Origin of the sequence: Stenotrophomonas sp. SAU14A_NAIMI4_5 (assembly GCF_003086795.1) — a bacterium.
Taxonomy (GTDB): domain Bacteria; phylum Pseudomonadota; class Gammaproteobacteria; order Xanthomonadales; family Xanthomonadaceae; genus Stenotrophomonas.
In genome coordinates this window covers 224,455-251,346 of record NZ_CP026003.1, presented here as the reverse complement: position 1 = coordinate 251,346, position 26,892 = coordinate 224,455, and the positions used below count along the sequence as shown (strand labels likewise).

The window sequence follows — 26,892 nt, the reverse complement described above, 5'->3', positions numbered from 1 at the left end:
TCATGCAATCGATGAGCGCTGAAGCCAACGCCCTGCCCCCGCGTGAAGTAATGGAATTCGACGTGGTGATCGTCGGTGCCGGCCCGGCCGGCCTGGCCACCGCGATCCGCCTGCGCCAGCGCGCGGTGGAAGCCGGCCGCGAGCTGTCGGTGTGCGTGCTGGAAAAGGGCTCCGAGCCAGGCGCGCACGTGCTGTCCGGCGCGGTGATGGACCCGCGCGCCCTGACCGAGCTGTTCCCGGATTGGGCCGAGCGCGGCGCACCGCTGAAGCAGAAGGTCACCCGCGACGAGTTCCTGTTCCTTAGCGAGACCGGCGCGCGCAGCACGCCCAACGCGCTGCTGCCGGAGTGCTTCCACAACGAAGGCAACTACATCATCAGCCTGGGTGAAGTGACCCGCTGGCTGGCGCAGCAGGCCGAAGCGCTGGAAGTGGCGATCTTCCCCGGCTTCGCCGCCGCCGAAGTGCTGTACGGCGACAACGGTGAAGTGATCGGCGTGGCCACCGGCGACATGGGCATCGAGAAGGACGGCAGCATCGGCCCGGCCTTCGAGCGCGGCATGGCCCTGCACGCCAAGTACACGATCTTCGGCGAAGGCGCGCGCGGCCACCTCGGCCGCCAGCTGATCGCCCGTTACAAGCTGGATGAAGGCAAGGACCCGCAGGCCTACGGCATCGGCATCAAGGAGCTGTGGCAGATCGACCCGGCCAAGCACGAGCCGGGCCTGGTGGTGCATGCGGCCGGTTGGCCACTGGACAACGACACCTACGGCGGCGCGTTCCTGTACCACGCCGACGGCGGCAAGGTCGCCATCGGCTACGTGGTCGGCCTGGACTACAAGAACCCGTGGCTGAGCCCGTTCGAGGAGTTCCAGCGCTTCAAGACCCACCCGTCCATCCGCAAGCACCTGGAAGGCGGCACCCGCATCGGCTACGGCGCCCGCGCCATCACCGCCGGTGGCCTGATGTCGCTGCCGAAGACGGTGTTCCCCGGTGGCGCGCTGGTCGGCTGCGAGGCCGGCTACCTCAACGTCAGCCGCATCAAGGGCAGCCACGCCGCGATCAAGACCGGCATGCTGTGCGCCGATGCGGCCTTCGATGCACTGGCTGCCGACCGCCAGCACGATGAACTGGACGCCTACCCGAAGGCGTTCGAAGCCAGCTGGCTGTTCACCGAGCTGCAACAGGCCAAGAACTTCAAGCAGTGGTTCAAGAAGGGCCAGACCGTGGCCACGCTGATGACCGGCATCGAGCAGTGGCTGCTGCCCAAGCTGGGCGTGCGCAACCCGCCGTGGACCCTGCGCCACAGCACGCCGGACCACGCCTGCCTGGAACCGGCGGCCAAGCACACGCGCATCGCCTATCCCAAGCCCGACGGCGTGCTGACCTTCGATCGTCTCAGCTCGGTGTTCCTGAGCAGCACCAACCACGACGAGAACCAGCCCAGCCACCTGACGCTGAAGGACGCCAGCGTGCCGGTGCAGGTGAACCTGGCCGAGTACGCCGGCCCGGAAGCGCGCTACTGCCCGGCCGGTGTGTACGAATTCGTCGGCGAAGGTGACAGCGCGCGCCTGCAGATCAACGCGCAGAACTGCGTGCACTGCAAGACCTGCGACATCAAGGACCCGACCCAGAACATCGTCTGGGTGACCCCGCAGGGCGGCGGCGGCCCGAACTACTCGGGCATGTGATGGCGCCGGGCTGCGACCGCATGTCGCAGCCCGCTGCCGCGGGCGCACCGTTATCCTGCCCGCCCATGCGCGCCCTTCGCCTGCCCCTGCTGCTGACGTTCGTCCTGGTGGCCAGCGCCTGCCAGCGCACGCCATCGGAACCGCTGACGCCAGCACAGGCGCGGCTGCAGGCCCAGCAGCAGGCCTTCGAGATCTGCGCCGGCTGCCACACGGTCAAGGCCGGTGGCATCCACCGCTTCGGCCCCAACCTGCACGGGGTGATCGGCCGCCGCGCCGGCAGCCTGCCCGACTACGCCTATTCGGACGGCATGCGCCGCGCCGGCTTCGTGTGGAGCGCGCAGACCCTGGACACCTTCCTGCAGTCGCCCACCCACGTGGTGCCGGGCACGCGCATGTACAACGCCTTCCCCAGTGCCGAACGCCGCGCGTTGGTGATCGCCTACCTGCAGGAGCAGGCTTCGCAGTAGCAGGCCACTCAGCCTGCCAGCCGTTGCAGCTGCTGCTGCAGGTGCTGCACGAACTGGCCGATCTGCTGCAGCACCGGCGCCGCATCGGCATCGCTGGCCTGCTGCAGCTGCTGTTCCAGCGCCGCCGCGCGCTCGGCCAGGCCACGCGCGCCCACCGACCCCAACGCGCCGCCCATGCGGTGCAGCTGCTGGATCGCACTGGCGCGATCACCTTCGCCCAGCGCCCGCTGCAGCTGCGCGATGTCCGCCGCGCTGGCCTGCAGCAGGCTGTCGCGCAGCTGGGTGGCCACCTGCAGTGAGCCGAAGCGCTGCTGCAGGGCGGCCAGGTCAGGCAGTTCCAGCGCGGGCGCGTCGTCGCTGGCCCGTGCCGGTGCTTCGGCCGTCGGCTCCGCCTCCAGTGCCGCCGCCTGCGGCAACCAGCGCAGCAGTGCCTGCCGCAGCGTGGCCAGCGACAGCGGCTTGGCCAGCACGTCGTCCATGCCGGCATCGCGGCAGCGGCGTGCATCATCGTTGAGCACGCTGGCGGTCAGCGCCAGGATCGGCAGGCGCGGCTGGCCGTTGCGGCTTTCGCGCTCGCGCAGCAGGCGGGCGAAGGCGAAGCCATCCAGCACCGGCATGCGGCAGTCGGTGATCACCAGGTCGAAGCGCTCGACCGACAGGCGGTCCAGCGCCTGCTGGCCGTCATCCACCAGCACGTGCGGCACGCCCAGCTGCTGCAGGCGCCAGGCCATCATCGCCTGGTTGGTGGGATGGTCCTCCACCACCAGCACGCGGGCCTCGCGCAGCGCCGGCGGCAGCAGCGCCGTCTGCTCCTGTTCGGACAGCAGCGCCTGCACGTCATCGGCACGCGCCTCCACCAGCGACAGCAGCACCTCCACCCGCGTGCCCTGACCCAGCACGCTGTGCAGGGAAATCTCGCCACCCATCTTCTGTACCAGGCGATGGCAGATGCTCAGGCCCAGGCCGGTACCGCCGTGCTCGCGCTGGATGTGTGCGCCGGCCTGGGCAAACGGTGCGAACAGGTGCGGGATCTGCTCGTCGGCGATGCCGATGCCGGTATCCGACACGGTCAACCGCAGCGGCTGGCTGCCCTCCTCGGTGCTGGCACCGAGCACATCCACCTGCAGGCGCACGCTGCCCTGCGCGGTGAACTTGATGGCGTTGCTGAGCAGGTTGAAGATGATCTGCCGCACGCGCACGCCATCGACCTCATGCGCCTGCGCCAGCCGCGGATCGATCTCCACCTGCAGGTCCAGGCCTCGCGCGGTGGCCTGCGCCGACAGCAGCCGGCACACGCTTTCCAGCAGCGGCCGCAGCGGCATCGGCACCGGCGCCAGGCGCAGCGCGCCGGCTTCCATGCGCGAGTAGTCGAGGATGTCATCGAGGATCTGCCGCAGCATCTGCGCGGAATCCTCGATCACCCCGATGATGCGCTGCTGTTCCTGGTCCAGCGGCGAATGCGAGAGCACTTCCAGCATGCCCAGCACGCCGCTCATCGGCGTGCGGATCTCATGGCTCATGGTGGCCAGGAAGCGCGATTTGGCTTCCACCGCCTGCTCGGCCTCGACCTTGGCCGTCGCCAGTGCATCGGCCTGCGCGCGCGCTTCGCTCACGTCCACCCAGTAGCCGCTCCAGGTCACCGCACCGGCGTCAGCCGAGTACGGGTGCGCCTGGGTGCGCACCCAGCGCGCGTTGCCATCCTCGGTGCGCACCCGGAACTCGAACGACAGCGGTGCGAAGCTGCGCGCAGCCAGGGCGGTGCCACGCACGATGAGCACGCGATCCTCCGCGTCGATACGCTGCAGCAGCGCATCGGCATCGTCCATCGCCTGCTGCGGCGAGATGCCGAACAGGGCCTGCACGTCGCCGGCGATGAAGGGAAAACTGAGTGCGCCATCGGCGGCGCGACGGGCCTGGTAGACGATGGCCGGCAGGTTGTCGGTGACATCGGCCAGGCGCTGCTCCACATGCCGGCGCCCGGCCACTTCACGGCGCAGGCGCCAGTAGCCCAGCGCATAGACGAACAGCCCGCTCAGCAGGATCAGCAGCAGCGGGATGCCCCAGCGCTGCAGGGTGCTCCACTGCACGCCGTGGTGGTACTCGGTGGCCAGCCAGTCGTCGCGCAGGGCCTCGCGTTCGCGCGGCGTCATCTGCAGCAGCAGGCGGTCGAAGGTGGTGGCCAGTGCGGCATAGCGGCGGTCGACGGCCAGCGCCAGTTCGTCGTTGAAGTTGGCCGGGGCGGCGATCTGCAGGCGGCCGGCGAACTGGTTGCGCAGCAGCTGGTCGACCAGCGCCAGGTTGCCCACGTAGGCGTCGGCCTCGCCATCGGCCAGGCGCTGCATCGCCTGTTCGGCACTGCGCGTGGGAATGATGCGCGCCAGCGGTGCCTGCTGCAGCACGTAGCCACGCACCCGTTCCGGGTCGGACAGCAGCACGCGCTTGCCCTGCAGGTCGGACAGGCCCAGCAGCACCGGGCTGTCGTGGGCGGTCACGATGACGTTGGGCACGCTGATGAAGGGCTGGCTGAACACCCAGTCCGGGCCCAGGTACTGCGAATCGATCGGGATGCCCATCACCGCCTGCAGGTCACCGCGCTTTGCCTTGGCTCGCACGTCGAACCAGTCGTGGCTGGGGTCGACCTGCAGGTGGGCACCGGCCTGCCGCAGGCGCTGCAGGTACTCGCTGGCCAGGCCGCTGGGCTGGTCGTTGTCGTCGGCGAAGGACAGCGGTGCCGCATTGGGCGCGAAGCCGATCTTCAATGATTCCTGCAGCACGCGCTTCTCGGCCTGGCTGAGCGCCAGCTGCGCGGACGCCGACCACGTCAGCGGCGGCAGCCAGTGCTCCATCAACGCCTCGCGCTGCGAGGGGCTGCTGGCCGCCAGCGCCACATCCAGCGCTTCTGCCAGCGGCTGGCTGCCAGTGGGCACGCCGAAGTGCAGGCGCTCGGGCGGCAGATCGCTGGGCCGCAGCATCACCACGCCGTCGATCTTCCTCAGCGCGATCAGTTCGGTGGCGACGTAGGCATTACCGATGAAGACGTCCGCCTTGTCGTCTCTGACCATGGCGAGCGCTGTCTGCGTGTCATTTGCGACAAGCTGCCGGGCCCGCGGGAAGCGCGCACGCACCTGCGGGGCGGTCATGAAGTCCTGTTCGATGACCACCCGCAGCCCGTCAAGGTCCGGCGTTTCGGATGCGCGCAGATCACCCGGCCGCCCGACGATCGCCAGCGGCGCTTCCACATACGCGCGGGTATAGACCATGCAGCGGGCGCGTTCGGGACTGAGCGCGGTGTTCATCACCACGTCGATCTCGCCGCGGCATGCCGCATCCAGCACGGCATTCCAGTCCGGATAGCGACGGAACTGCAGTTCCACGCCGAGTTGACGAGCCAGAAGCGACAGGTACTCTGGTCCCAGGCCGGTCGGCTGGCCCTGCTGCAGGTCCTCGAACGGTGGCCAACCGCTGTCATACTGGCCCGCAACGATGACGGGATGCGCGGCCAGGAACTGGCGCTGCAGGACGGTCAACGGCAGGGGGCCCGGTTCGGCCTGCGCCAGCACGGACAGGCCCAGCAGCCCCAGCAAGAGGACCCATCCACGCACTGCCCGGTTCCGCATCTGCGACGTTCTCCCAGAAACCCGCCTGGTACCGCGCAGCTCGCGGCCGGCACTGCCCGAAAGGCCATACTAGAGCATGACCTTGCGCATCATCATCGCAGACGACCACCCCGTGGTACGCATCGGCACCCGTGCCGTGATCGAGGCCAGCGGCGTCGGCCGGGTCGTCGGCGAAGCGGAGAGCGTGCAGGCGCTGATGGCCGTGCTGGCCAGCCAGCCCTGCGACATGCTGGTGACCGACTACTCGATGCCCGGCAGCGCCCAGGCCGATGGCTTCGCGATGATCGGCATGATCCGCCGGCGCTACCCCGACCTGCCGGTGCTGATGCTCAGCGTGTCCAACAACCTGGCCATCCTGCGCATGGTGCTGGACTGCGGCGTGCTTGGCCTGGTCGACAAGAGCTCGTCGATGGAGGAACTGCCGCAGGCCATCCAGACGGTGTATCGCGGCCAGTCCTACATCAGCCGCAGCCTGCGCGAACGGGTGGAGGAAGCGGGCAGCTGGCGCATGCGCGAGGGGGATGGCAAACCGCTGTCACCGCGCGAGGTGGAAGTGCTGCGCCTGCTCGGCACCGGGATGACGGTCAAGGAAATCTCCCTGCAGCTGCACAAGAGCGTCAGCACCATCAGCCGACAGAAGGGCGATGCGATGCTCAAGTTGGGCCTGAAGGGCGACGCCGAACTGTTCGACTACCTCCGTGACGGGAAAATCTGAGAACTGGATCTCAGTTCCACGGAACTGCCCCAGGCTTCACGCCCGCCTTCCCCTGTGATCGCCGTCGCAGCTGTGCCATGACCCGCGGCGATGGGCCACTGACCCCGTTGCCGCTTTCCTGAAGGAAACGTGTCGGCCCAGCGTCGCTGCAGCGCCCGTTCAGGCGGATTTTCAGGTGCGCTTCATCGCCCATGACGCTAGATGAATACGCACGCCGCAGGCCGTCCAGGCGCAATGTTCCGACAATGTTGGAAGCCCAGTTTGGACAGCACGGCAGCCAGGGCGCCCCCGCCCTCCCTGCCCACCGTGGCAAGCCCCAGACAGGAGAACCGAACATGATCAGTACGTCCGCAATCAGCTTCCGTGGCCTGGCGATGGCCCTTGCCCTGCTGGCCGGCGTAGCGGTGGTCAGCGATGCCAGCGCGATGTCGAGGAAGGACAAGCGCACCGTGGTCGGTGCGGTGGTGGGCGGCGTGGCCGGCCATCTGATCTCCAACGGCGACCCGACCGCGACCGTCGGTGGCGCGGTGGCCGGTGGTGCCATCGGCAACCTGACCACCAAGGACCACCACGACCGTCGCTATGACCGTCGCTACGACAACCGTCGTTACGACCGCGGTTACAACCGGGGTTACAGCCGCGGCTACCACGACCGTGGCCACGACCGCCGCCACTACCACGACCGCGGCCGTCATCGCGGCTGGTAAGCGCGCCGCCGCTTGATGATTCCGGCAACGGGCAGATCCTGGATCTGCCCGTTTTCGTTTGTCCCGGGGAGGTTGCGCCGGCAGCGCCCATGGCGTTGAATGCGCAGCCTTGGTGACTCCTCTCCGGGCAGCGGCTGCGGCATGACTTCTTCCCCCCATCGCGTGCAGGGCCTCAACAACGACGAGGTCGCCGCCGATTGGCCGGCGATCCGCGCCGACGAAGTGGCGTGGCTGTGCACGCAGTACCCGGCACTGGCGGCGGACAGCACGCTGCACTGGCACAGCCCGCGCCCGCTGTCGGCGGCGGCGATCGTGCAGGGCGCGATGGGCCGGGTGTTCATCAAGCGCCACCACCACAGCGTGCGCAGCGCCGCTTGCCTGCAGGAAGAACACCGTTTGATCGCCCATCTGGCCGCGCACGGCGTGCCGGTGGTGCAGGTGCTGGCCACCGCTGATGGCGCGACTGCGGTCGAGCATGGGCCGTGGACCTACGAGCTGCACGCGGTCGGCGCAGGCGCGGACCTGTACCGCGATGCGGTGTCGTGGTCGCTGCTGACCGACAGCGCGCAGGCACTGCAGGCCGGGCGCACGCTGGCGCGCCTGCACCAGGCCTCGGCCAGTTTCCACGCGCCCCAGCGCAGCACCCACATCCTCGTGGCGCGCGACGACCTGATCCGCGCCGACGATCCCATCGCCGCGCTGCAGGCCGACCTGCCGAACCGCCCCGGCCTGGCCCGCTATCTGGCGCGCATTCCCTGGCAGGCACAGCTGCGCGCGGAAGTGCTGCCCTGGCACAAGGGCCTGGCCACGCGCCTGCGCGACGAGCCACGGCTGTGGGCGCACAACGATTGGCACGTCTCCAACCTGCTGTGGGATGCCGACGGCGCGGTGGCCACCGCGCTGGATTTCGGCCTGGCCTCGCCCACCAGCGCACTGTTCGACCTGGCCACCGCCATCGAGCGCAACGCCGTGGCCTGGCTGGAACTGGAACGCGGCGACGACGCCGTGCGCATCGACATCGCCCTGGCGCTGCTGCAGGGCTACCGCGAGGTGCTGCCGCTGTCGGCCGGGCGCGTGCAGCTGCTGGCCGACCTGTTGCCGATGGTCCATTTCGACTTCGCACTGTCCGAAGTGGAGTATTTCGAAGGCATCACCGGCTCCACCGCCAATGCCGACGTGGCCTGGCAGCCGTTCATGCTGGGGCACCCGGCGTGGTTCCATACAAAGGCAGGCCAGGCCTTGCTGCAGGCGCTGCGCGCGGCGGCGTGAGGTTGGGTGGGGTCAGAGCCCTTTCCTGCGGAAAGGGGTCTGACCCCAGGTCCTGCGAGGGGGTCGGATCCCTTTCCGCAGGAAAGGGCTCTGACCCCTCGTTCCCCCCTGGCTCGCAAATCGCCACCATTTGTAGTGAAATGGTCATCTGAAGCGGGGGTGCCTGGATTGCCAGGCTGAGAGAGTCCCTTGGAACCTGATCCGGTTTGCACCGGCGTAGGGAGCTTTGAGCAGCAGTCGCACCCCCGTTCCGGGCAGGTGCGTCCGTGCGCCGTCGCTTCGTCTCCCTTGCTGTCAGAAGACGAACCGAATGAACCGCTGCCTGCGCCCCACCCTGCTCACCCTTGCCCTCTGCGCCGCCCTGCCGCTGCATGCCAGCGCTGCCGAGGCATCCCCCGACGTGGACGCCACTGGCGCCGAACGTTCGCCGACCGAGCTGGCCGCCGTGCGCGTGCAGGCCGGCAAACCCGCAGCCGATACCTCGCGCGCCAATGCCTTCGGCGGCGGCAGCTGGAAGGACACGCCTGCCTCGGTGAACGTGCTCGACCGCGATTACCTCGACCGTCGCCAGGTGCGTTCGCTGTCCGAGCTGGCCAGCAACGATGCCTCGCTGGGCGATGCCTACGCACCGGTCGGCTACTACCAGAACATCGCCATCCGCGGCTTCGCCCTGGACGCAGCCACCGGCTACCGCTTCAACGGCCTGGCCATCGCCGGCGAACAGCGCCTGGCCCTGGAGAACGTGCAGGAAGTGCAGATCCTCAAGGGTGAAGCCGGCCTCGCCGCCGGCGTGATGGCCCCGGGCGGCATCATCAACTACGTGGGCAAGCGCCCGGCCGAGGTGCGCACCATCACCCTGGGCACCGATTCGGAAGGCTCGCGCTATGTCGCTGCCGATGTCGGCCACTGGATCACGCCGCGGTTCGGCCTGCGCCTCAATGCCGCATGGGATGCCAGCAATTCCTACGTCGAGCACGCCGACGGCAACCGCAATTTCTATTCGCTGGCCGCTGACTGGTTCATCGGCGAACGCGGCAAGCTGGAAGTGGATGCCAACTACCAGACCAGCACGCAACGCTCGGTGTCCGGCTACCAGCTGCTGGGCGCCAGCGAGCTGCCGCGCGGCGTCGACCGCAAGCACCTGCTTGGCTACCAGCCGTGGCAGCGCCCGGTGGATATCGCCAGCACCAACATCACCGCCCTGCACACCTACGACTTCAACGAGCGCTGGCAATCGCGCGTGTCGGTGGGCTACAGCCGCTCGGTCATCGATGACAACGTGGCCTTCGCCTACGGCTGCTACTACACCGCGCAGTGCGCCGATGGCAGCACGCCGGGCAACTACTTCGCGCCCAATGGCGACTACGACATCTACGATTACCGCAGCCCGGACGACACCCGCCGCAACAAGCAGGCGCGCGCCGAACTGCGCGGCCGTTTCGACACCGGCAGCGTCGGCCACGAGCTGACCGTCGGCGTCGACTATTTCCGCCGCACCGTCGATCGCCGCCCCAGCGTCAACGAATACGTGGGCAGCGCCAACATCCACGACGCACAGGTACCGGTGTACGAGCCCTCGCCGCTGCAGCCGGGCCCATCCGCGCGCCGCCTGGACAGCCGCCAGACCGCCGTGTTCGCGCTGGACCGCATCAGCTTCGGCGATGACTGGCAGTGGCTGGCCGGTGGCCGTTTCGTGCGCCTGGACGAGCGTGCCTATGACAAGCGTGGCGCCTTGCAGCGGCAGAGCCGCCTGTCGCGCTTCCTGCCGCAGACCGCGCTGGTGTGGAAGGCCAACGACCAGCTCAACGTCTACGGCAGCTACGTGCGCGGCATCTCGCTGGGCCAGGAGGCGCCGTTCTGGACCACCAACGCCGATGAGTTCCTGCCGTCGGTGCAGTCGCGCCAGCTGGAAGTGGGCGTGAAGTACGTGCCGGTGGAAGCACTGACCCTCGGCGCGGCGCTGTTCCGCATTTCCCAGCCGTACCAATTCGCCCAGCCGGACGATAGCGAGGCAGGCTACACCTTCGTGCAGCAGGGCACGCAGACCCACAGCGGCCTGGAACTGACCGCCAACGGCCAGCTGACCGATGCGCTGCAGATCGTCGCCAGCGCCAGCGTGCTGCAGGCGCGCGCACACGATGCAGGTACGCCGGCGTATGAAGGCCACCAGCTGGTGAACGTGCCCAAGGTGCGTGCCAGCGTGCACCTGGCCTATGCGCTGCCCTTCGTGCAGGGCCTGGATGTGACCGGTGGCTGGCGCTATGCCTCGTCCAACGTGGCCCGCGCCGATGGCAGCGTGCGTGCCCCGGACTACTCGGTGTTCGATGCCGGCCTGCGCTTCCAGCATCGCCTGCACGAGCGTGCGGTGACCTGGAACCTGTCGGTGGACAACGTGTTCAACCGCTTCTACTGGCGCGATACCGGCAGCAGCGGCGGTGACTACTACCTGTTCCCCGGTGCACCGCGACAGGCGCGCCTGTCGGTGACGTTCGCGCTGTGAGCGGCGTCCTGCTCGAGTGGACCGCCGCGCTGTGCAGCGTGCTCGGCGTCTGGCTGATGGCCCGCCGCCGGCTGGCGGCGTGGCCGGTGGGCCTGCTGTCGGTGGCGCTGTACGGCGCGGTATTCGCCGAGGCCAAGCTGTATTCGGACACGTTGCTGCAGGTCGCCTTCGGTGGCTTCCTGGTCTATGGCTGGATCAACTGGCGCCAGCACGCGGCCGACGAGGGCAGCATCCGCATCGTGCCGCTGGCGCGCGGCAAGGCGCTGCGCGACGTGGCCATCGGCCTGTGCGGTGGCATCGCCCTGGGCACGGCCATGCACAGCTTCACCGATGCGGCGCTGCCGTGGCTGGATGCGATGCTGACCGCGCTGAGCCTGGTCGGGCAGTGGTGGCAGGCGCGCCGCCACGTGGCGTGCTGGTGGGTGTGGATCGCGGTGGACGTGGTCTACGTGGGCACGTACCTGTTCAAGTCACTGCATGTGACCGCGGTGCTGTACGTGTTCTTCCTGGGCCTGGCGGTGTTCGGCCTGCGGGCGTGGAGCGCTGCGGCGCGCGAGCAGCGGTAGGGTTGGCGCTACGGTCATCCACGCGTGGCGTGGATCTACTGGTAGTCGCCAACCTTGGTTGGCGCCACGGTCATCCACGCATGGCGTGGTTATTCGCCCAGGTCGGCCAGCACCCTGCGCGAGGGCGCGAAGAAGGTGACGCCGGTAGTGGCGGTCGAGAAATCCAGGATGCGGTCGTGCAGCGGGGCGGGGTTGCCGATGAACATGCGCTCGAGCATCTGCTCGATCACCCACAGGCGGCGCGTGTAGCCGATGAAGTAGGTGCCGTACTCGCCGCGGCCCGGGTTGGCGAAGGGCATGTTGTCACGCAGGATCTCGTGCTCGCCATCGGCATCCTCGATGGTGCACAGCGTCTTGTGCGACTTCTGCGCGTCGGCCGGGGCATCGTCCAGCTCGATGTTGTCGTGCTTGGTGCGGCCGATGATCGCTTCCTGCGCCTCGGTCTTCTGCGCGCGCCAGGCATCCAGGTTGTGCAGGTACTTCTGCACGACCACGTAGCTGCCGCCGGCATGGTCGGGGTCTTCGTCGCCGACGATCGTGGCTTCCGGCAGCGACAGCCCTTCCGGGTTGGCCGTGCCATCGACGAAGTCCAGCAGATCACGGCCATCGAAGTAGCGGAAGCCGGCCACCTCGTCCACCGTCTCCACGGCATCGCCGAAGGCCATCAGCAGGTTGCGCTCGAAGGCGACGATCAGGTCCATGGTGCGCGCGCGCACGTGGTACAGCAGGTCACCCGGGGTGGACACGGCGGTGTGGGTCGCGCCCTTGATCTCGCGGAACGGCTTCAGCTCGCGCGGCGGCGTGCTGCCCACCACCGCTTCCCACACGCGGTGGCCAATGGCCACGTTGCAGGTGAAGGTGCGCTCGATATCGCGGATGGCAGTGTTCTTGATCAGGTCATCGCTGCTGCCCAGCACCTCGCGCACTTTGGCGATGGAATCTGCATCGTCCTTCACCTTCAGCACCAGGAACGCGGCCGAGTGGGTCAACGGCGCGGTGATCTGCTGCGGCTCGTTGTCGAGCGTGTGGTTGAGGGCGGTGATCGGTGCGGGCTGGGAATTCACGGTACATCCTGCTGGCGTGGGGCGGGCGCGTCGCGCGGGGCGAAGTGCGGGCGATTCTAGCGGAAGCCCCCTGCAGATGGTGGAGCTGCAGTAGAGCCACGCCATGCGTGGCTGGGGAGAGCATCCACGCATGGCATGGCTCTACTGGAGCGTGGGAGCGGTGCAGATCGATGTCAGGTTTTTTCCGCCGGCGGCGTCTTCAATCATCACTACACGCCGCTTGGAGCCCGCATGCACGCCCCGGACATCGCTGCCACCACCACTCAACCAAGCCGCCGCTGGCCCACCGGTCACCTCCTGCACTGGCTTGCGCGCAGCGCGGGCATGCTGCGGCGCGCACCGCTGCGGCTGTTCTTGCTGGCGCTGCTGCCGATGCTGGTGGAACTCGTGCTGCAGCTGGGCGTGCCGGTCGCCGGCGTCGTGGTGTCCAAGCTGGTGGTGCCAGTGGTATCGATGTGGGCCCTGCTGATGCTGGATCAGTTCGTCCGCGGTGGGCGCTTCGCGCCGCTGCAGGCTGGCCGCCGGCTGCGTGCACGTCCCGCGACGGTCGCGGTACTGGCGCTGCTCTCGGCAGTGGTCTTCGCCGGCCAGGTGGCGATGGCCGGCGTGCTGGCCGGGCCTGCGGCCGCGGGTGCCTTCGCTCTCGGTGACAGCGCGGTGCTGGCCACCACGGTCACTCGCCTGCAGATCGCCCTGGTGCTGGCCAGCGGCCTGCCGCTGGGCATGCTGCTGCTGACCACACTGCCGCGTGCGCTGCTGGATGGCATCCCTGCACGGGCTGCCCTGCGCGACAACCTGCGGCTGCTGCGCGAAGGCTGGCGTCCGCTCGGTGCCTACCTGCTGCTCAATGCGGTGCTGCTGCTGGCGCTTCCGTACCATCCGTGGCTGCTGCTGCCGCTGCTGCTTCTCGGCTACGTATCCTATTGGATCTACCGCGACGCCTTCGCGGACGGCATCGGCTGAGGAGCGCGGGTGGGCAGGACGCAGTCCATCGACATCGCAGAGGTGCTGCAGGCGCATTGGCCCCTGCTCGCACGCATGGCCGGCGGCTACGCGCGCGAGCCGGCGCGTCGCGACGATCTGCTGCAGGAGATCAGCATCGCCTTGTGGCAGGCGCTGCCACGCTGGCGTGGCGAGGAAGGCACGCTGCGCGCCTTCATCGCGCGGGTGGCGCACAACCGTGCGATGGATGCACTGGCCAGTGAGCAGCGCCATCGCGGCAGCGCGCTGGACGACCACCTTCCCGATCCCGATGCAGACCCTCAGCAGCAGGCCGCGCGCGCCCAGCAGCAGGACACCCTGCTGCGGGCGGTACAGCAGCTGCCATTGGGCCTGCGCCAGGTAGTGCTTCTTGCCCTGGAGGGCTTTTCGCAGCGCGAGATCGGCCAGGCACTGGCCCTTGAAGAGAACACCGTTGCCCAGCGCCTGAGCCGCGCACGCCGGCAACTACGTGAGCGGATGGGAGGCACCCGATGAAACCGGCAACCGACAACCCGGAGTGGAGCGACCTGCAGGCCCTGTGGCAGCAGCAGCCCGCCCCACCCGCGGGGGATGTGGCCGCACTGCAGCGCGAGGCGGAGCGTCGCAGCCGCTGGATCCGCCTGCGATCGGCCATTGAACTGCTGATCACCGTGGTGGCCGTGGCCAACTGCGTCCGCGCCCTGCTCGATCCGCGCAAGCTGATCGAGCATGGTCTGCTGTGGGGCCTGATCGCGTTCGTGCTGGCCGTGGCTGGCTGGATCTTCGTGCAGCGGCGGCGACAGTGGCGCAGCCGCGGCCTGGCTCCGGCCGCGCTGCTGGCGTTCGAGCGCCAGCGCGCGCGCATCTCGATGCAGATCTGGCGGGTCAACATCTGGCTTTCCCTGGCAGTCTGGGCGGGGTTGGTGTGGATGGCGCTCACCGCGATGCAGGCGGGACCCGACGCGCCCGGGGCGCTGCCGCCTCAGACCTGGGCGCTGAACCTGGGTTTGAACGGCGCAGTCGTGGTGGTGGTGGCGCTGGCTGGCGCATGGGCTGGCCGCCGCCGGCAGCACCGGCTGGACCGGCTGGCCGAGCTGGAGGCACAACTGCAGTAGAGCCACGCCATGCGTGGCTGCTTTCCCCTGCCACGCAAAGCGTCGCGCTACGTGCAAAGCGGCCAACGCTGGCACACTGCAGGAACCGGCAGCATGGCCTTACCCATGCAACGCCCTTCATGGAGGAAGACCCGATGGCATCCATCCACGCATTCCGCCTGGCACCGGCACTGCTTGCGCTGCTGCTGGGCACGGCCAACGGCGCCTACGCCGCCGACACCGGCAGCTTTTTCGACGCAGTGCAGCGCTACGGCAACGACGACTTCAAGGGCTGCGCCGATACCCTCGGCGCGATGTATCGCAACGGGGCAAGCTTTCCCGACGGCGGCGAGCTGCTGCTGGTCGAATGCACCGCTGCCGCCGGCGACCATCCCGCGGCGATGGCCTACGCCGTCGCCGTGCTCGGCCAGGACCGCCTTCCCCTCGATGATCTGCTGCACAAGGATCGCCCCGGCCTGAATGCCCTGCGTGCCGAACCGGAATGGACGCAGATGCTGGCGCGCGCGGAAGCGACCCAGAAACAGCGTGCCGCGCTGATGGATGAACCCTTGCGCAGGGAACTGCTGGATCGCGAAGCCCGTGACCAGGCCGCGCAGCACGCCGCGATCGCGGCCGGGGGCGCCGATGCATTCAAAGACACCGCACCCGTGGCCAAGGCCAATGCGCAATGGTTGAAAACCGTGATTGCTGCGAAGGGCTGGCCGACGCGATCGAAGGTCGGTCGTGATGGCGCCAAGGCCGCATGGCTGCTGGTGCAGCACGCCGACCAGGATCCTGCCTTCCAGGCCGAGGTGCTGCCGTTGATCGAACACGCCGCCAGAACGGGTGAAGCCGACCGTGCCGACGTAGCCCTGCTCACCGACCGCGTGCTGGTGGCCCAGGGCAAGCCGCAGCGCTACGGCAGCCAGTTCGTGCGGGGCGAGGATGGTGTGATGCGCCTGCGCCCCACCGAAGACATGCCCGGCCTGGACGCGCGGCGCAGCGCGATGGGCCTGCCGTCACTGGCCGAGTACAAGGCCATCCTCGCCGAGAGTTATGGCACGGCGGTGGACTGATTCTTCGCGAGGTCCATCGTAGCGCCACGCGCGGTGCGAAGAGCATCCACGCATGGCGTGGCTCTACTGGAGCGCGGTCTGCGCAAAAAAGAAGCCCGGCGCGAGGCCGGGCTTCGGGTGGCGTGCGGGAGAGAGAGAGAGCACACGCCGGTAACGCTTTTCTACTGCAGTACTGCTTATTACCAGGTGAAGCGCGGGCCCACGAACCACTCGCGGTCACCGGCCTTGGCCAGCTTCACTTCGCCGCTCAGGCCCCAGTTCGGGGTGAACTTGGCGGTGGCGCCGACGCGGCCGTAGAACTCGCCGTCCGGGTTGACGCCGTGCTTCTTGCTGTAGTCCTCGTAGCCGGCCAGCGCGTAGCCTTCCAGGTACGGGTTGAACGCGGTGCGCAGGCCCACTTCGGTGGAGTAGCCGTTGAAGTCCAGGCCATGCTCCAGGTCGAACTTCTGGTACGCAACACGAGCCACCAGGTCGGTGTTCGGTGCGATGCCGTAGTTGTAGCCGGCGCCGATGCGCCACTGGTCAACGTCGTTCTTGAAGGTGTCGGTTTCCTGCTTGCTGTAATCAGCGAAGACCGAGAAGTTCGGGTGCACGGCAACCGAGCCCTTGACGCCCCAGCCATCGGCGTCGCCGCCCTTGGCATCGGTGTTCACGTAACCGCCTTCAACGTAGTTGTACGACAGGCCATCGGCAGCCGATGCAGCGAACGGCAGGGCAGCCAGCAGACCCAGGGCGAGCAGCGAATTCTTGTTCATCGGGACACACCTTTAATTATTTTTGGTTTCGCCGGCCGCCTCCCCGGGAGAGAGGGAGAGAAGAGGCGGTCGACAGGTGTGAATTATCCGTTTGCTGATGAAATCGACCCTGAATATTGAACTGACCAGTACATGAATGAAGTTGCTGTTCAGGGAACTCTCTCGAGGCAGTGCCGACGCCATTTCCCAGCGGTCCGAGGGGAACACCTGTCTTCCTGCTAGTATCCAGCGCTGGCCCGTCTCCCGCCCGGTTCGATCCATGAAAGACGTTGATATCGGCTCTCCTTCCGCGCGGGAACAGGCACTTCGCAACATCCTCCCGGAGGATGCGAAGCAGCATCAGCCACTCCTGCAGGAGATCTTCCGCCGGGAGATGGAGTACAGGCAGAGCGAAGGCGACCAGCCGTACTTCGAGAACCTCTACTGGTGCGCGTATCTGCTGTTCCATGTGGCGGACCTGCGCGACGTCGAGGCGATGTGGGTCGCCAAGCATCTGAACATGGATACCGGCTGCGGCTTCGATGTCGAGAACATGGTGGGCGCCGGTGTCGGGCAGACCATCGAGTACCTGCAGCTGCAAGGCGCCGACGAAGCCGCTGACTACATCGAAGAGTGCCTGGCCGAGGATTCACAGGCGGATATCGAGCAGTGGTCGCGCGATCGTCGCCGTTACTTCTACGAAGGCTGACCGGCGGGGCCTAACCCCAAGGATAGGCCCGCTCGCGAGGCAGCGCAGACTGCGCTTCCTCCATCTTTCCGACCTTCACCAGCGCATGGATGGCGTGTGCCTGCGCCGTCACATCGGTGATGCCTTGAATCCATTCATCGACATAGGCACGCACCGCTTCCCGGCCCAGACCTATCTGGATCGCGCGGTGGGGCAACGGCCGCAGCAGCAGATCGCGCTCGGGATCCCACTGGATGCGCACCGGGGAACGAGCCTTGAGCTGCTCCCACGCCACCGCATCCATCCCGGGCTCGGCACGGCTGTCGCAGCCATGGGTCAGCGCCCACTCGAAGCCTTCGCGACGGATGTCTATTGCCAGGATCCGCTTCTGGCCTTCCTCTTTTTCGCCCCATCCGGCGCGATACATCATCCAGAGGAAGGACGGCTTGATCCACGTCATCCGCTCCATCTTGAACGGCGGCGCGACAAAGGTCTGCCGCTCCAGCGCACTGTCGGCAATGGCATCGGAGTAGGCCTGGTACACGCGGATCACGCGGTCGTCGTACTGCGCGCGGATCTGTCGCGCCGGCATCCCGTCCATTGATTCACCTTCCCTGGCAGCGCGTGGCCAAACGCCACGCCGCTGCATCATGCACGATCAGCGCGCGTCAAAGCGCTCCGCGCTGGCCGGCGTTGCCCGTGCCGCCAGCACCAGTGCCGCGGCCGTCACGCAGGCCATCGCTACCCAAGCGACACTGAGGTCGCCCACGGTGTCGCGGATCGAACCGGCCACGAACGGCAGGATGCCGCCGACCAGATAGCCCACGCCCTGCACGAAGGACACGAGGATGCCCGCCTTGGCCGGCTGGCTGCAGTGGTCCATCACCAGGATCAGGGTCATCGGGAACAGGCCGCCGATCGACAGGCCGAGCAGGCACATCATCAGCCACGGGGCATACATCGGCGCCACGCCGATCAGCACGTAGGTCAGCGCGGTGGCCGCCAGGAACAGCGCCAGCAGCACGCGGCGGTCACGGAAGCGCGGGGCCAGCCAGGAGACGAGGAAGCCACCGGCCACCTCGGACAGGCTCAACGCGGCCAGCATGAAGCCGGCCTCGTTGGCGCGCACGCCCGCTTCCATCATGTACGGCGCGATCCACGCCAGGCACAGCGTGTAGCAGCTGCTGGACACGCAGAACAGCGCGACCAGCAACCAGGTGCGCCCGTGCTGCCAGGGACGGAATGCGGAGGAGGTGGCTGCCTTGGCGGAGCTGCCGGTGGACGGCGCATCGGCGTGGCCGCTGTTGGGCAGCCACAGCGCGATGCCGGCGATGGCCAGCACCGCCCAGAACGCCATCGTGCCCTGCCAGTCCAGCCAATGCAGCAGGGCCGATGCGCTGGCCGCCGCCAGTGCCGCGCCGCCCATGATCATGCTCACGTACAGGCCCATCAGCAGGTCGACGCGGTGCGGGAAGCGGGTCTTGATGTAGCCGGGGATGAGCGACTGCACGATGCCGATGCCCAGGCCCGCGGCCACGCTGGAACCCATCAGCCACAGCGGTTCATGCGAGGCCAGCTTGGCCAGCGCCGAGGCGGCCGTGAGGGCCAGGCCGATGGCCACGCCGCGCCGATAGCCCATGCGATAGACCAGGCCGCCGGCCATGGCGATCAGGCCCATGGCCATCATCGGCAGGCTGGTGAGCCAGCCGATCTGTTCGAAGCTCATGCCATTGCTGGCACGGATGGAATCGGTGAGCAGGCTGACCACGGCCAGCACGGGGCGCAGGTTGAGGCCGACCAGCAGGAGGGCCAGCACCGGGATCAACCCGGGACGCGAAGTTGCAGGTGAATTCATGTATTACGGCCGCAGGCAGCGGCCGGCTTTCCTTGTTCGATCTGTACGGGGGCCCGGCTGGCAGGGGCCTGGCCGGGCAAGGTTTCGCTGCGACTGGCCGCAGATGCGTCCTCTTTCGAAGAAGGAACGCGCGCGGGCGCACGATCGGCATCTGGCGGGCGGCCATCGGCGCGCATGATAGCAAACGTGGCGTGCAGGCCTTTCCGCCGAGGGCGTAGGCAGGCGCGTTTGTTCATCGGCCACCTCCCGGCGTGCTTCGTCCGCAGGGCGGCGCGTCGCTAGAATGACCACTGGAACCAGCGAGCGCGCTTCAATGTCCACGCACCTGATCACCCTCGTCGCCGATGCCTGAGGCTGGACCGGCATCGCGCCGGCGCAGATCGTCGGCGACAACCCGTTCGGCAACCTGATGATCGAGGACCACAGCGGCCGCTACTGGCGGCTGTGCCCGGAAGATCTCTACTGCACGGTCATCGCCCGGTCGCGCGCCGAACTCGATGCACTCGCGCGCGATCAGGATTTCCTGCAGGACTGGTACATGGCCGCGCTGGTGCAGCAGGCGGAAGAGCGCCTCGGCACGCTGCAGCCCGGCCATGCGTATTGCCTGAAGATTCCCGGCGCGCTGGGCGGTGAGTACGGCGGCGGCAATCTCGCCACGGTGCCACTGGCCGAACTGATCGGCGCGTCGGGCAGCATGGCGCAACAGATCGATGGGCTGCCCGAAGGTGCCCAGGTGAAGCTGAGCGTGGTCGAATGAAGACCACCACGACCACGTTGGCACTTCTCCTTTCGCTGGCCGCATCACCCATGGTGGCCTTCGCCTGCCCGCAGCCGGATGCACCCACGTTCGTGCAGAACCTGGACCGCGCCAGCCACGTCTACGTGTTCCGGCTCATGTCGCTCGAGGTCGCCGATGGGGAACCGTGGTACAGCACCTTGAGCGGCCGCATCAACGTGGTCCGCACGCTCAAGGGTGGCATGCCGAAGGCATCCGGCGTCACCTATTCGATCGGCTGCTGCAATCCGAAACTGAGCGTAGGCCACTATTACCTGGCCGCTGTATCGAGCGATGCGGCGATGCTGGAACTGGTCCCCGGTGACCAGTCAGTCATCATCGTCAGCGATGACTTCGAAGCGAAAGGCGGTGCTGGCAAAACGGGCGCCATCGAACCCGTGCAGGACCATCTTGCAGGCCAGCCGCTGCCTGCGGATTTCCCCGGCGAGTACCGGCTTGAAGCAACCATCTCCTGCCCGGCCATGCCACCGCCCCGCTGATCGATGATCAGCGGGTCAGGCTATCAGCGGCCTCCGCTTGCCACAAATGCGCACTCTCTTTTCAGCGCGCACAGCGCGATGCATTCGCGCGTTGCACTGACATCGCACAACGAACACTGCGCTCATTCAGGGGTGGCGTCGGCTAGCACGTGCCCCGCTCAGACAGCTGAATTCGCGGCAAATCGAACATGACTGCGCGCTCTTCACAGTGTCTGCACGTCCGCGAACTGCAGCTGAAAAGGCATTCATGGAACTAACAAAAAGCCCGCTATATTCCAGACTCCCCAGACGAAGGAGGGAATGCAATGACCCTTTCCACGCAGCACCTGAAGATCGCTCGTCCCCTCGGCGTGGCAATCCTTGCCCTCAGCCTCGGCGCGTGCGCCAGCTACAAAGAAGACTTCGCGAAGGTCAACACGCGTCTCGACGCGCTTGACGTGAAGGTCCAGGGCGCGGCGCAGAGCGCCGAGTCCGCCAACCAGTCCGCACAGCAGGCCAACCAGCGTCTCGACCAGATCGAAGGTCGCGTCCAGCAGCTCGAATCGGCCCCCCGCCGTACCCCGCGCGGCTAAGCTGAACCGGGAACCAGTGGTCTCCCCCGGCCACTGGTTCCCTTGGATCACCGTATTCATTCGAGGAACCGTGCCATTCGTACGCACTCATCCCCCGCAATCCGCACCGCCTGCGTCGCGCTGACCCTTGCGCTGGCACTGGCCGGTACCGGCGTGGCCAGCGCCAAGGGCGCCAAGGATGCCGCTACGCAACCCACCGCTGCCGTCGATGAACTGCCGGAAGGACAGGAAGTGTCCGAGACGGTGATCGAACTCGCAGGCTGGGTGGTCGCCAGCAAGGACAGCGAAGGCTATCCGTTCGCGATCATGGACAAGGCCGCCGCACAGGTGCTGATCTTCGGCAGTGACGGCAAGCTGCGTGGCGCGGCACCGGCGCTGTTTGGTTCGGCCAAGGGCGATCATTCCGCACCGAACGTTGCCAAGGTCGCGCTGAGCGCGATTCCCGGCCACGACCGCACGACCCCCGCCGGCCGCTTCATTGGTGGCTACGGCCCCTCCGACGACGCCGGCCGCGTGTTGTGGGTGGACTACGATTCGGCAGTCTCGATGCACCCGCTGCCGCCGGGCACGCCGAAGGAAAAGCGCGCCGAGCGTCTTGCAACCCCGACCCCGGATGACAACCGCGTCACCCACGGTTGCATCAACGTGAGCCCCAATTTCTACGAGCAGGTCGTCGAGTCCACGTTCCAGAAGGGCGGCGTGTTCTACGTGCTGCCGGACAAGGATTCGCTGGAGAAGACTTTCCCCGCGTTCGCGCAGAGCCGTGCCGAACACATCGACGAGAAGGGTTCGCGCTCGGCAAGCAAGTAAGGCCTGTTCGATCCGCGTTGCAGCGTTGCCATGGCGAACCGCAGTCCGCCATGGCACGCGCGTTCAGACCTGGCTGATTCAGACCTGACTGAAGCCGCCGTCGATCACCAGCTCGTCGCAGGTCATGAAGCTGGCCGCCGACGACGCAAGGACAACCACGCCCCCTGCGATTTCTTCCGGCTTGCCGAGGCGGCCGATCGGGTGCGCCTTGTTCTGTGCCTGCGCGTTTTCAGCGCTGCTGCGAACCCGCGCGCCGCCGGTACTGCGCCACCCAGTCCAGCGACGGCGCGATGCCACCGAACGGGAACAGGTGCGGACTGACCTGGCCGTGCGCTTCGGTCAGCCCGGCCACCAGGCGATCCACGAACACATCCGGCCCGGCGGTGCCCAGCAGGCGGCCGATCGAGATGCCGTACCGCGCCAGCATCGAGGCGCTGGCACCCACCCCACACATCGCCGCATAGCGCAGCAGGCGGGTGACGCTGGCCGGCCCGGGCACCCCCACCAGCACCGGGTGGCCGATGCCGCGCGCACGCAGCCCATCCAGCCAGGCCAGCACGAGGTCGGCATCGAAGGCGAACTGGGTGATGATCTTCGGCGCCATGCCACGCGCTTCGATGGCCTGGCATTTGCGTTCCAGTGCCTTCCAGCGCCCGGCAGCGTCCATCACCGGATGGCCCTCGGGGTGCCCGCCCACGGCAACGACCTTGATGCCGGCGCGTTCCAGCAGGCCGGTTTCGATGATTGCCGCGCTGTCTGCAAACGGACCGGCGGGCGTGGCCAGGTCACCGGCGATCAGCAGGCACTGCTCGACACCGGCCTCGCCCACCGCACGGGCGATGAAGTGCTCCAGCGCCGCCTGCGAACCGATGCGCCGCGCGGACAGGTGCAGCATCGGCTGCAGCCCCAGTTCGCGCACGATGCGTGCCGCGGCCAGCCGCGCCTCGTCGTCTTCGCTGGCGAGATAGGGAATCGAGATCGTGGTTCCCGGGGCGATGCGGCCTGCCTCGGCGCGCAGCGCGGGCATGGCTTTCGCACTGACTTCCAGCGAACAGGCATCGATGAAGGCGCGTGCGCCCTGCACGGTTCCTGCAGGCATCACTTGGCCCCGCGCGGCGCGCCGGCGATCGAGCTGCCCCGCGCCAGTTCAACGAAGGCCTGCAGGTAATCGATGGCGGTGTCGGCCTCGCGCGCGCCCAGGTAGATCTGCTTGGGAATGCCCTTGGCCCCCAGCCGCACCGGCACCACGTCCATGCGGGCCGCGTACTCCTCCACCAGCCAGCGCGGCATGGCGGCCACGCCGCGGCCGCTGGCCACCATCTGCATCATGATGTCGGTGGTTTCGATGGCCTTGTGGCGGCGCGGGGTCACCCCGGCCGGCAGCAGGAACTGGTTGTAGATGTCCAGGCGCTCGAACGGCACCGGGTAGCTGATCAGCACTTCCTGGGTCAGCTGCCGCGGCTTCACGTACTCCACCTTGGCCAGCGGGTGGTTCTTGGCCACCACCAGCACCTGCTCGTAGTCAAATACGGGCACGAACGTCAGGCCCGGCTTCAGCAGTGGGTCCGGTGTCACCAGCAGGTCGATCTCGTAGCCGAACAGGGCGCCGATGCCACCGAACTGGAATTTCTGCTTCACGTCCACGTCCACATCCGGCCACGAGGCCAAGTAGGGCGAGACGATCTTCAGCAGCCACTGGTAGCAGGGGTGGCACTCCATGCCGATGCGCAGCGAGCCGCGCTCGCCCTGGGCGAACTGGCCCAGCCGCTCTTCGGCCAGGTCCAGCTGCGGCAGCACCCGGTTGGCCACCGCCAGCAGGTACTGGCCGGCCTGGGTCAGCCGCAGGCTGCGGCCCTCGCGCAGCCAGACGTCGGTGCCCAGCTGCTGTTCCAGCTTCTTCATGCTGTGGCTCAGCGCCGACTGGGTCAGGTTGAGCACGCCGGCGGCAGCGGTCAGCGAACCCTGCAGTTCGACCTGCTGCACGATGCTCAGGTGGATTCGTTCCAGCATGTCGATGAATCTCACTCATGGATGTGTGAAGTAAAACCATTTTACGTCATGGGAAGGCCTCACTAGGATCGGGTCATGCTTTCTCCCCACCGCCCCCTCCGTATCGTCGCCGTCTCCGGCGGCCTGCAGCGCCCCTCGCGGGCTGCCACCCTGTGCGAGCACCTGCTGGACCTGATCGGCGAGCACATTCCCAGCGAACCGCACCTGGTCGAACTCGGCGAGCTGGCCCCGCAGCTGGCCGGTGCCCTGTGGCGCTCGCAGCTGCCTGCCGCCGCCGAACAGGCGCTGGCCACGGTCGAGCAGGCCGACGTGCTGGTGGTCGCCACCCCGGTCTACCGCGGTTCGTACACCGGCCTGTTCAAGCACTTCTTCGATTTCATCCACCAGGACGCCCTGGTCGACACCCCCACCCTGCTGGCCGCCACCGGCGGCAGCGAGCGCCACGCACTGATGATCGACCACCAGCTGCGGCCGCTCTTCAGCTTCTTCCAGGCACGCACCCTGCCGCTGGGCGTCTACGCCACCGACAAGGATTTCGCCGATGGCCGCGTGCATGACGAGGCCCTGCTGCAGCGCGCACGCCTGGCCGTGCAGCGGGCCCTGCCCCTGCTGGCGCTGTCCCATCGCCCCGCGCCCGTGACCGCTGAAACCGCCGACGCCCTCTAAGTAACCGGAACACCGCCATGACTGCCGACAACTTCACCTTCCAGATCACGCGCATCCCGTTCAACGAGGATTACCAGCCGGCCGACGGCACACGCATCACCACCAACTTCGCCAACCTGGCGCGCGGCGCCTCGCGCCAGGAAAACCTGCGCAACACGATCGGCATGATCAACAACCGCTTCAACGATCTGGCCCACTGGGACAACCCCAGCGCCGATCGCTACGCGGTCGAGCTGGACATCATCTCGGTGGAGATGCACATCGACGGCGATGACGGCAGCGATCCGTTCCCGCTGATCGAAGTGCTGCGCCCGACCATCGTCGACACGCACACCGGCGCGCGTACCGAAGGCATTGTCGGCAACAACTTCTCCTCCTACGTGCGCGACTACGACTTCAGCGTCGTGCTGCCGGCCAGCAACGAAGGCAAGGCGACGTTCGGCATCCCCGAAGGCTTCGGCGACCTGCACGGCAAGCTGTTCAAGCACTTCCTGGAATCGGATGCCTACCGCGCCAACTTCAGCAAGGCGCCGGTGATCTGCATCAGCGTGTCCAGCAGCAAGACCTACCACCGCACCGAGAACCATCACCCCATCCTGGGCGTGGAGTACCGCCAGGGCGAGTTCTCGCCCACCGACCAGTACTTCGACAAGATGGGCCTGCAGGTGCGCTACTTCATGCCGCCGGGCAGCGTCGCGCCGCTGGCGTTCTACTTCCAAGGCGACCTGCTGGGTGATTACTCGAACCTGGAACTGATCGCCACCATCAGCACCATGGAAGCGTTCCAGAAGATCTACCGCCCGGAGATCTACAACGCCAATTCGGTGGCCGGCAAGGTCTACCAGCCGAGCCTGAAGCACCAGGACTATTCGTCCACCCGCATCGTCTACGACCGCGAAGAGCGCAGCCAGCTGGCGGTCAAGCAGGGCAGGTTCACCGAAGAGCACTTCATCAAGCCCTATGGCGCCGTGCTTGAGCAGTGGGCTGCCCGCTGATTCACCACTTCTCCCTCCCCCAGGACAAAGACCCCGAACACGATGAAGAAACTACTGCCCACCTCCACCGCCGGCAGCCTGCCCAAACCTTCCTGGCTGGCCGAGCCCGAGAAGCTCTGGTCGCCCTGGAAACTGCAGGATGAGGCACTGACCGAAGGCAAGCAGGATGCGCTGCGCCTGTCCCTGCAGGAACAGCAGCACGCCGGCATCGACATCGTCAGCGACGGCGAGCAGACGCGGCAGCATTTCGTCACCACCTTCATCGAACACCTCGACGGCGTCGACTTCGACAAGCGCGAGACCGTGCGCATCCGCAACCGCTACGACGCCAGCGTGCCGACCGTGGTCGGTGCAGTCAGTCGCCCGAAGTCGGTGTTCGTCGAGGATGCGAAGTTCCTGCGCCGGCAGACCTCGCAGCCGATCAAGTGGGCCCTGCCCGGCCCGATGACCATGATCGACACGCTGTACGACGCGCACTACAAGAGCCGCGAGAAGCTGGCCTGGGAATTCGCGAAGATCCTCAACGAGGAAGCGAAGGAACTGGAAGCGGCCGGCGTCGACATCATCCAGTTCGACGAACCTGCCTTCAACGTGTTCTTCGACGAGGTGAACGACTGGGGCGTGGCCACCCTCGAACGCGCGATCGAAGGGCTGAAGTGCGAGACCGCCGTGCACATCTGCTACGGCTACGGCATCAAGGCCAACACCGACTGGAAGCAGACGCTGGGTTCGGAATGGCGCCAGTACGAAGAGTCGTTCCCGAAGCTGCAGAAATCCAGCATCGACCTGATCTCGCTGGAGTGCCACAACTCGCACGTGCCCATCGACCTGATCGAGCTGGTGCGCGGTAAGAAGGTGATGGTCGGTGCCATCGATGTGGCCTCCAGCAAGGTGGAGACGCCGGAAGAGGTGGCCAACACCCTGCGCAAGGCGCTGCAGTTCGTCGATGCCGACAAGCTCTACCCGTGCACGAACTGCGGCATGGCGCCGCTGTCGCGTGAGGTAGCGCGCGGCAAACTGCGTGCGCTGAGTGCAGGCGCGCAGATCGTGCGCGAGGAACTGGCCGGGCGTTGATCGCAGTGGAGCCGAGCATGGGCTCGGCTCTACATGGGGTTTCCGAAGCATCGACCTTGCCCGGCTGCTCAGCTGTAGATACCGTGTCGTCCTTGCCTAGGCAAGGACGACTTCAGGCTCAAACGGTCGGCCGCTCTTCAGTACTCCCCAGACCAGGTGTATGAGCTTGCGCATCAGCGCACACATGATGACCTTGAATGGCTTTCCTTTCTCGCTGAGACGTTCTGCAAAGGCCTTCAGAGTCGGGTTGTAGGTCTTCCCGGTCAGCGCAGGCATGTACAACTTCTTGCGGAAGTTGGCATCGCCCACCCGCGATATCCGGGCTTTACCTTCGTAACTTCCTGATTGACGCTGCGCTGGATTCAGGCCTGCGTGGGCAACTACCTGACGCACGTCGCTGTATTTGTTGAGATCGCCTAAAAACGCCAGCAGCTGGGCGCTGCTGATATCGCCCACGCCGGGGATGCTGGTGAGCAGTTGATGGCGCCCG

At 67.2% G+C, this 26,892-nt stretch carries 26 protein-coding genes, 1 pseudogene and 1 riboswitch; of the genes and pseudogenes, 19 read left to right on the top strand and 8 right to left on the bottom strand.

Annotation, left to right across the window (positions count from 1 at the left end; all coding sequences use genetic code 11):
• The first annotated feature begins 11 nt into the window (after window positions 1–11).
• Window positions 12–1,688 carry an electron transfer flavoprotein-ubiquinone oxidoreductase gene (locus C1925_RS01070; protein ID WP_108767317.1) on the top strand — a complete coding sequence of 559 codons (1,677 nt, stop codon included), beginning with the start codon at window positions 12–14 and terminating at the stop codon, window positions 1,686–1,688.
• Window positions 1,689–1,753: 65 nt separating this feature from the next.
• Window positions 1,754–2,155, top strand: a complete 402-nt coding sequence (locus C1925_RS01065; RefSeq protein WP_108767316.1) for a c-type cytochrome — start codon at window positions 1,754–1,756, stop codon at window positions 2,153–2,155.
• Between the two features lie 8 nt (window positions 2,156–2,163).
• Here C1925_RS01065 and C1925_RS01060 read toward each other — a convergent pair whose 3' ends face one another.
• Window positions 2,164–5,772: a transporter substrate-binding domain-containing protein gene (locus C1925_RS01060; protein WP_108767315.1), complete on the bottom strand. Its 3,609-nt coding sequence runs from the start codon at window positions 5,770–5,772 to the stop codon at window positions 2,164–2,166.
• Window positions 5,773–5,848: 76 nt separating this feature from the next.
• Here C1925_RS01060 and C1925_RS01055 point away from each other — a divergent pair, with 76 nt between their 5' ends.
• The 5 genes from C1925_RS01055 (at window position 5,849) to pnuC (ending at window position 11,529) form a co-directional block, all read left to right on the top strand.
• Window positions 5,849–6,487 carry a response regulator transcription factor gene (locus tag C1925_RS01055; protein ID WP_108767314.1) on the top strand — a complete coding sequence of 213 codons (639 nt, stop codon included), beginning with the start codon at window positions 5,849–5,851 and terminating at the stop codon, window positions 6,485–6,487.
• A 335-nt stretch (window positions 6,488–6,822) separates the two neighbouring features.
• Complete coding sequence (locus C1925_RS01050; RefSeq protein ID WP_079224772.1) at window positions 6,823–7,194, top strand: glycine zipper 2TM domain-containing protein; 372 nt, start codon at window positions 6,823–6,825, stop codon at window positions 7,192–7,194.
• A gap of 141 nt (window positions 7,195–7,335) precedes the next feature.
• Entirely contained in the window at window positions 7,336–8,463 is a 1,128-nt protein-coding gene (locus C1925_RS01045; protein ID WP_108770576.1) for a phosphotransferase, read from the top strand.
• Window positions 8,464–8,608: 145 nt separating this feature from the next.
• Window positions 8,609–8,703, top strand: a riboswitch (TPP riboswitch).
• Window positions 8,704–8,773: 70 nt separating this feature from the next.
• Entirely contained in the window at window positions 8,774–10,963 is a 2,190-nt protein-coding gene (locus C1925_RS01040) for a TonB-dependent siderophore receptor (RefSeq protein WP_108767313.1), read from the top strand.
• A gap of 8 nt (window positions 10,964–10,971) precedes the next feature.
• On the top strand, window positions 10,972–11,529 hold the full coding sequence (gene pnuC, locus C1925_RS01035) for a nicotinamide riboside transporter PnuC (protein ID WP_108770575.1): 558 nt from the start codon (window positions 10,972–10,974) through the stop codon (window positions 11,527–11,529).
• Between the two features lie 89 nt (window positions 11,530–11,618).
• On the opposite strand, the gene C1925_RS01030 is transcribed toward pnuC, so the two are convergent.
• Window positions 11,619–12,593: a Dyp-type peroxidase gene (locus C1925_RS01030; RefSeq protein ID WP_108767312.1), complete on the bottom strand. Its 975-nt coding sequence runs from the start codon at window positions 12,591–12,593 to the stop codon at window positions 11,619–11,621.
• A gap of 231 nt (window positions 12,594–12,824) precedes the next feature.
• Here C1925_RS01030 and C1925_RS01025 point away from each other — a divergent pair, with 231 nt between their 5' ends.
• The 4 genes from C1925_RS01025 to C1925_RS01010 all read left to right on the top strand — a co-directional run bounded on the left by C1925_RS01025 (window position 12,825) and on the right by C1925_RS01010 (window position 15,723).
• Window positions 12,825–13,556, top strand: a complete 732-nt coding sequence (locus C1925_RS01025) for a hypothetical protein (protein WP_159097453.1) — start codon at window positions 12,825–12,827, stop codon at window positions 13,554–13,556.
• Between the two features lie 9 nt (window positions 13,557–13,565).
• Complete coding sequence (locus tag C1925_RS01020) at window positions 13,566–14,069, top strand: sigma-70 family RNA polymerase sigma factor (protein WP_254051363.1); 504 nt, start codon at window positions 13,566–13,568, stop codon at window positions 14,067–14,069.
• Window positions 14,066–14,668 carry a hypothetical protein gene (locus tag C1925_RS01015; RefSeq protein WP_108767310.1) on the top strand — a complete coding sequence of 201 codons (603 nt, stop codon included), beginning with the start codon at window positions 14,066–14,068 and terminating at the stop codon, window positions 14,666–14,668. Before C1925_RS01020 ends, C1925_RS01015 begins: the two co-directional genes overlap by 4 nt.
• Window positions 14,669–14,802: 134 nt before the next feature.
• Complete coding sequence (locus C1925_RS01010; protein ID WP_254051362.1) at window positions 14,803–15,723, top strand: DUF6624 domain-containing protein; 921 nt, start codon at window positions 14,803–14,805, stop codon at window positions 15,721–15,723.
• 179 nt (window positions 15,724–15,902) lie between these two features.
• Here C1925_RS01010 and C1925_RS01005 read toward each other — a convergent pair whose 3' ends face one another.
• Window positions 15,903–16,478, bottom strand: coding sequence for an Ax21 family protein (locus C1925_RS01005; RefSeq protein ID WP_108767308.1), 576 nt, complete (start codon window positions 16,476–16,478; stop codon window positions 15,903–15,905).
• A gap of 259 nt (window positions 16,479–16,737) precedes the next feature.
• Here C1925_RS01005 and C1925_RS01000 point away from each other — a divergent pair, with 259 nt between their 5' ends.
• Entirely contained in the window at window positions 16,738–17,166 is a 429-nt protein-coding gene (locus tag C1925_RS01000; RefSeq protein ID WP_159097452.1) for a hypothetical protein, read from the top strand.
• A 10-nt stretch (window positions 17,167–17,176) separates the two neighbouring features.
• On the opposite strand, the gene C1925_RS00995 is transcribed toward C1925_RS01000, so the two are convergent.
• Entirely contained in the window at window positions 17,177–17,746 is a 570-nt protein-coding gene (locus tag C1925_RS00995; protein WP_108767306.1) for a DUF4291 domain-containing protein, read from the bottom strand.
• A 57-nt stretch (window positions 17,747–17,803) separates the two neighbouring features.
• Window positions 17,804–18,961 (bottom strand): MFS transporter, encoded by a 1,158-nt coding sequence (locus tag C1925_RS00990; RefSeq protein WP_159097451.1) that lies wholly within the window; start codon window positions 18,959–18,961, stop codon window positions 17,804–17,806.
• A gap of 448 nt (window positions 18,962–19,409) precedes the next feature.
• Here C1925_RS00990 and C1925_RS00985 point away from each other — a divergent pair, with 448 nt between their 5' ends.
• From C1925_RS00985 to C1925_RS00970, 4 genes are all read left to right on the top strand, one after another.
• A complete protein-coding gene (locus C1925_RS00985; protein WP_216821986.1) occupies window positions 19,410–19,757 on the top strand; it encodes a T6SS immunity protein Tdi1 domain-containing protein in 348 nt (115 codons plus the stop codon).
• Window positions 19,754–20,275: a hypothetical protein gene (locus tag C1925_RS00980; protein WP_159097450.1), complete on the top strand. Its 522-nt coding sequence runs from the start codon at window positions 19,754–19,756 to the stop codon at window positions 20,273–20,275. Before C1925_RS00985 ends, C1925_RS00980 begins: the two co-directional genes overlap by 4 nt.
• Window positions 20,276–20,580: 305 nt before the next feature.
• Window positions 20,581–20,847 (top strand): hypothetical protein, encoded by a 267-nt coding sequence (locus C1925_RS00975; protein WP_079224744.1) that lies wholly within the window; start codon window positions 20,581–20,583, stop codon window positions 20,845–20,847.
• A 120-nt stretch (window positions 20,848–20,967) separates the two neighbouring features.
• Window positions 20,968–21,657, top strand: a complete 690-nt coding sequence (locus C1925_RS00970) for a L,D-transpeptidase (protein WP_108770573.1) — start codon at window positions 20,968–20,970, stop codon at window positions 21,655–21,657.
• Window positions 21,658–21,886: 229 nt separating this feature from the next.
• Here C1925_RS00970 and C1925_RS00960 read toward each other — a convergent pair whose 3' ends face one another.
• Together C1925_RS00960 and C1925_RS00955 are read right to left on the bottom strand one after the other, a co-directional pair.
• Window positions 21,887–22,756, bottom strand: a complete 870-nt coding sequence (locus tag C1925_RS00960) for a methylenetetrahydrofolate reductase (protein ID WP_108767303.1) — start codon at window positions 22,754–22,756, stop codon at window positions 21,887–21,889.
• On the bottom strand, window positions 22,756–23,667 hold the full coding sequence (locus tag C1925_RS00955) for a LysR family transcriptional regulator (RefSeq protein WP_108767302.1): 912 nt from the start codon (window positions 23,665–23,667) through the stop codon (window positions 22,756–22,758). The genes C1925_RS00960 and C1925_RS00955 overlap by 1 nt, the downstream gene beginning before the upstream one ends.
• 75 nt (window positions 23,668–23,742) lie before the next feature.
• Here C1925_RS00955 and msuE point away from each other — a divergent pair, with 75 nt between their 5' ends.
• Genes msuE through C1925_RS00940 form a run of 3 tightly spaced genes read left to right on the top strand, consistent with a single transcriptional unit; the run spans window position 23,743 to window position 26,402 of the window.
• A complete protein-coding gene (msuE, locus tag C1925_RS00950) occupies window positions 23,743–24,333 on the top strand; it encodes an FMN reductase (protein ID WP_108767301.1) in 591 nt (196 codons plus the stop codon).
• A 17-nt stretch (window positions 24,334–24,350) separates the two neighbouring features.
• Entirely contained in the window at window positions 24,351–25,328 is a 978-nt protein-coding gene (locus C1925_RS00945) for a DUF1852 domain-containing protein (protein ID WP_108767300.1), read from the top strand.
• Between the two features lie 42 nt (window positions 25,329–25,370).
• Window positions 25,371–26,402, top strand: coding sequence for a methionine synthase (locus C1925_RS00940; RefSeq protein WP_108767299.1), 1,032 nt, complete (start codon window positions 25,371–25,373; stop codon window positions 26,400–26,402).
• A gap of 96 nt (window positions 26,403–26,498) precedes the next feature.
• Here C1925_RS00940 and C1925_RS00935 read toward each other — a convergent pair.
• Window positions 26,499–26,892 (bottom strand): annotated as a pseudogene (locus C1925_RS00935) (transposase); the annotation flags it as partial.

What these genes read in the sequence shown, in the direction of transcription:
- C1925_RS00960 (WP_108767303.1), bottom strand. Translation starts at nt 22,756, where the DNA reads ATGCCTGCAGGAACCGTGCAGGGCGCACGCGCCTTCATCGATGCCTGT.
- C1925_RS00995 (WP_108767306.1), bottom strand. Translation starts at nt 17,746, where the DNA reads ATGGACGGGATGCCGGCGCGACAGATCCGCGCGCAGTACGACGACCGC.
- C1925_RS01060 (WP_108767315.1), bottom strand. Translation starts at nt 5,772, where the DNA reads ATGCGGAACCGGGCAGTGCGTGGATGGGTCCTCTTGCTGGGGCTGCTG.
- C1925_RS01010 (WP_254051362.1), top strand. Translation starts at nt 14,803, where the DNA reads ATGGCATCCATCCACGCATTCCGCCTGGCACCGGCACTGCTTGCGCTG.
- C1925_RS00980 (WP_159097450.1), top strand. Translation starts at nt 19,754, where the DNA reads ATGAAGACCACCACGACCACGTTGGCACTTCTCCTTTCGCTGGCCGCA.
- C1925_RS01005 (WP_108767308.1), bottom strand. Translation starts at nt 16,478, where the DNA reads ATGAACAAGAATTCGCTGCTCGCCCTGGGTCTGCTGGCTGCCCTGCCG.
- C1925_RS01045 (WP_108770576.1), top strand. Translation starts at nt 7,336, where the DNA reads ATGACTTCTTCCCCCCATCGCGTGCAGGGCCTCAACAACGACGAGGTC.
- C1925_RS01070 (WP_108767317.1), top strand. Translation starts at nt 12, where the DNA reads ATGAGCGCTGAAGCCAACGCCCTGCCCCCGCGTGAAGTAATGGAATTC.
- C1925_RS01015 (WP_108767310.1), top strand. Translation starts at nt 14,066, where the DNA reads ATGAAACCGGCAACCGACAACCCGGAGTGGAGCGACCTGCAGGCCCTG.
- C1925_RS00940 (WP_108767299.1), top strand. Translation starts at nt 25,371, where the DNA reads ATGAAGAAACTACTGCCCACCTCCACCGCCGGCAGCCTGCCCAAACCT.
- C1925_RS00975 (WP_079224744.1), top strand. Translation starts at nt 20,581, where the DNA reads ATGACCCTTTCCACGCAGCACCTGAAGATCGCTCGTCCCCTCGGCGTG.
- C1925_RS01025 (WP_159097453.1), top strand. Translation starts at nt 12,825, where the DNA reads ATGCACGCCCCGGACATCGCTGCCACCACCACTCAACCAAGCCGCCGC.
- C1925_RS00985 (WP_216821986.1), top strand. Translation starts at nt 19,410, where the DNA reads ATGATCGAGGACCACAGCGGCCGCTACTGGCGGCTGTGCCCGGAAGAT.
- C1925_RS00955 (WP_108767302.1), bottom strand. Translation starts at nt 23,667, where the DNA reads ATGCTGGAACGAATCCACCTGAGCATCGTGCAGCAGGTCGAACTGCAG.
- C1925_RS01000 (WP_159097452.1), top strand. Translation starts at nt 16,738, where the DNA reads ATGAAAGACGTTGATATCGGCTCTCCTTCCGCGCGGGAACAGGCACTT.
- C1925_RS01040 (WP_108767313.1), top strand. Translation starts at nt 8,774, where the DNA reads ATGAACCGCTGCCTGCGCCCCACCCTGCTCACCCTTGCCCTCTGCGCC.
- C1925_RS00945 (WP_108767300.1), top strand. Translation starts at nt 24,351, where the DNA reads ATGACTGCCGACAACTTCACCTTCCAGATCACGCGCATCCCGTTCAAC.
- C1925_RS01065 (WP_108767316.1), top strand. Translation starts at nt 1,754, where the DNA reads ATGCGCGCCCTTCGCCTGCCCCTGCTGCTGACGTTCGTCCTGGTGGCC.
- msuE (WP_108767301.1), top strand. Translation starts at nt 23,743, where the DNA reads ATGCTTTCTCCCCACCGCCCCCTCCGTATCGTCGCCGTCTCCGGCGGC.
- C1925_RS01050 (WP_079224772.1), top strand. Translation starts at nt 6,823, where the DNA reads ATGATCAGTACGTCCGCAATCAGCTTCCGTGGCCTGGCGATGGCCCTT.
- C1925_RS01055 (WP_108767314.1), top strand. Translation starts at nt 5,849, where the DNA reads ATGACCTTGCGCATCATCATCGCAGACGACCACCCCGTGGTACGCATC.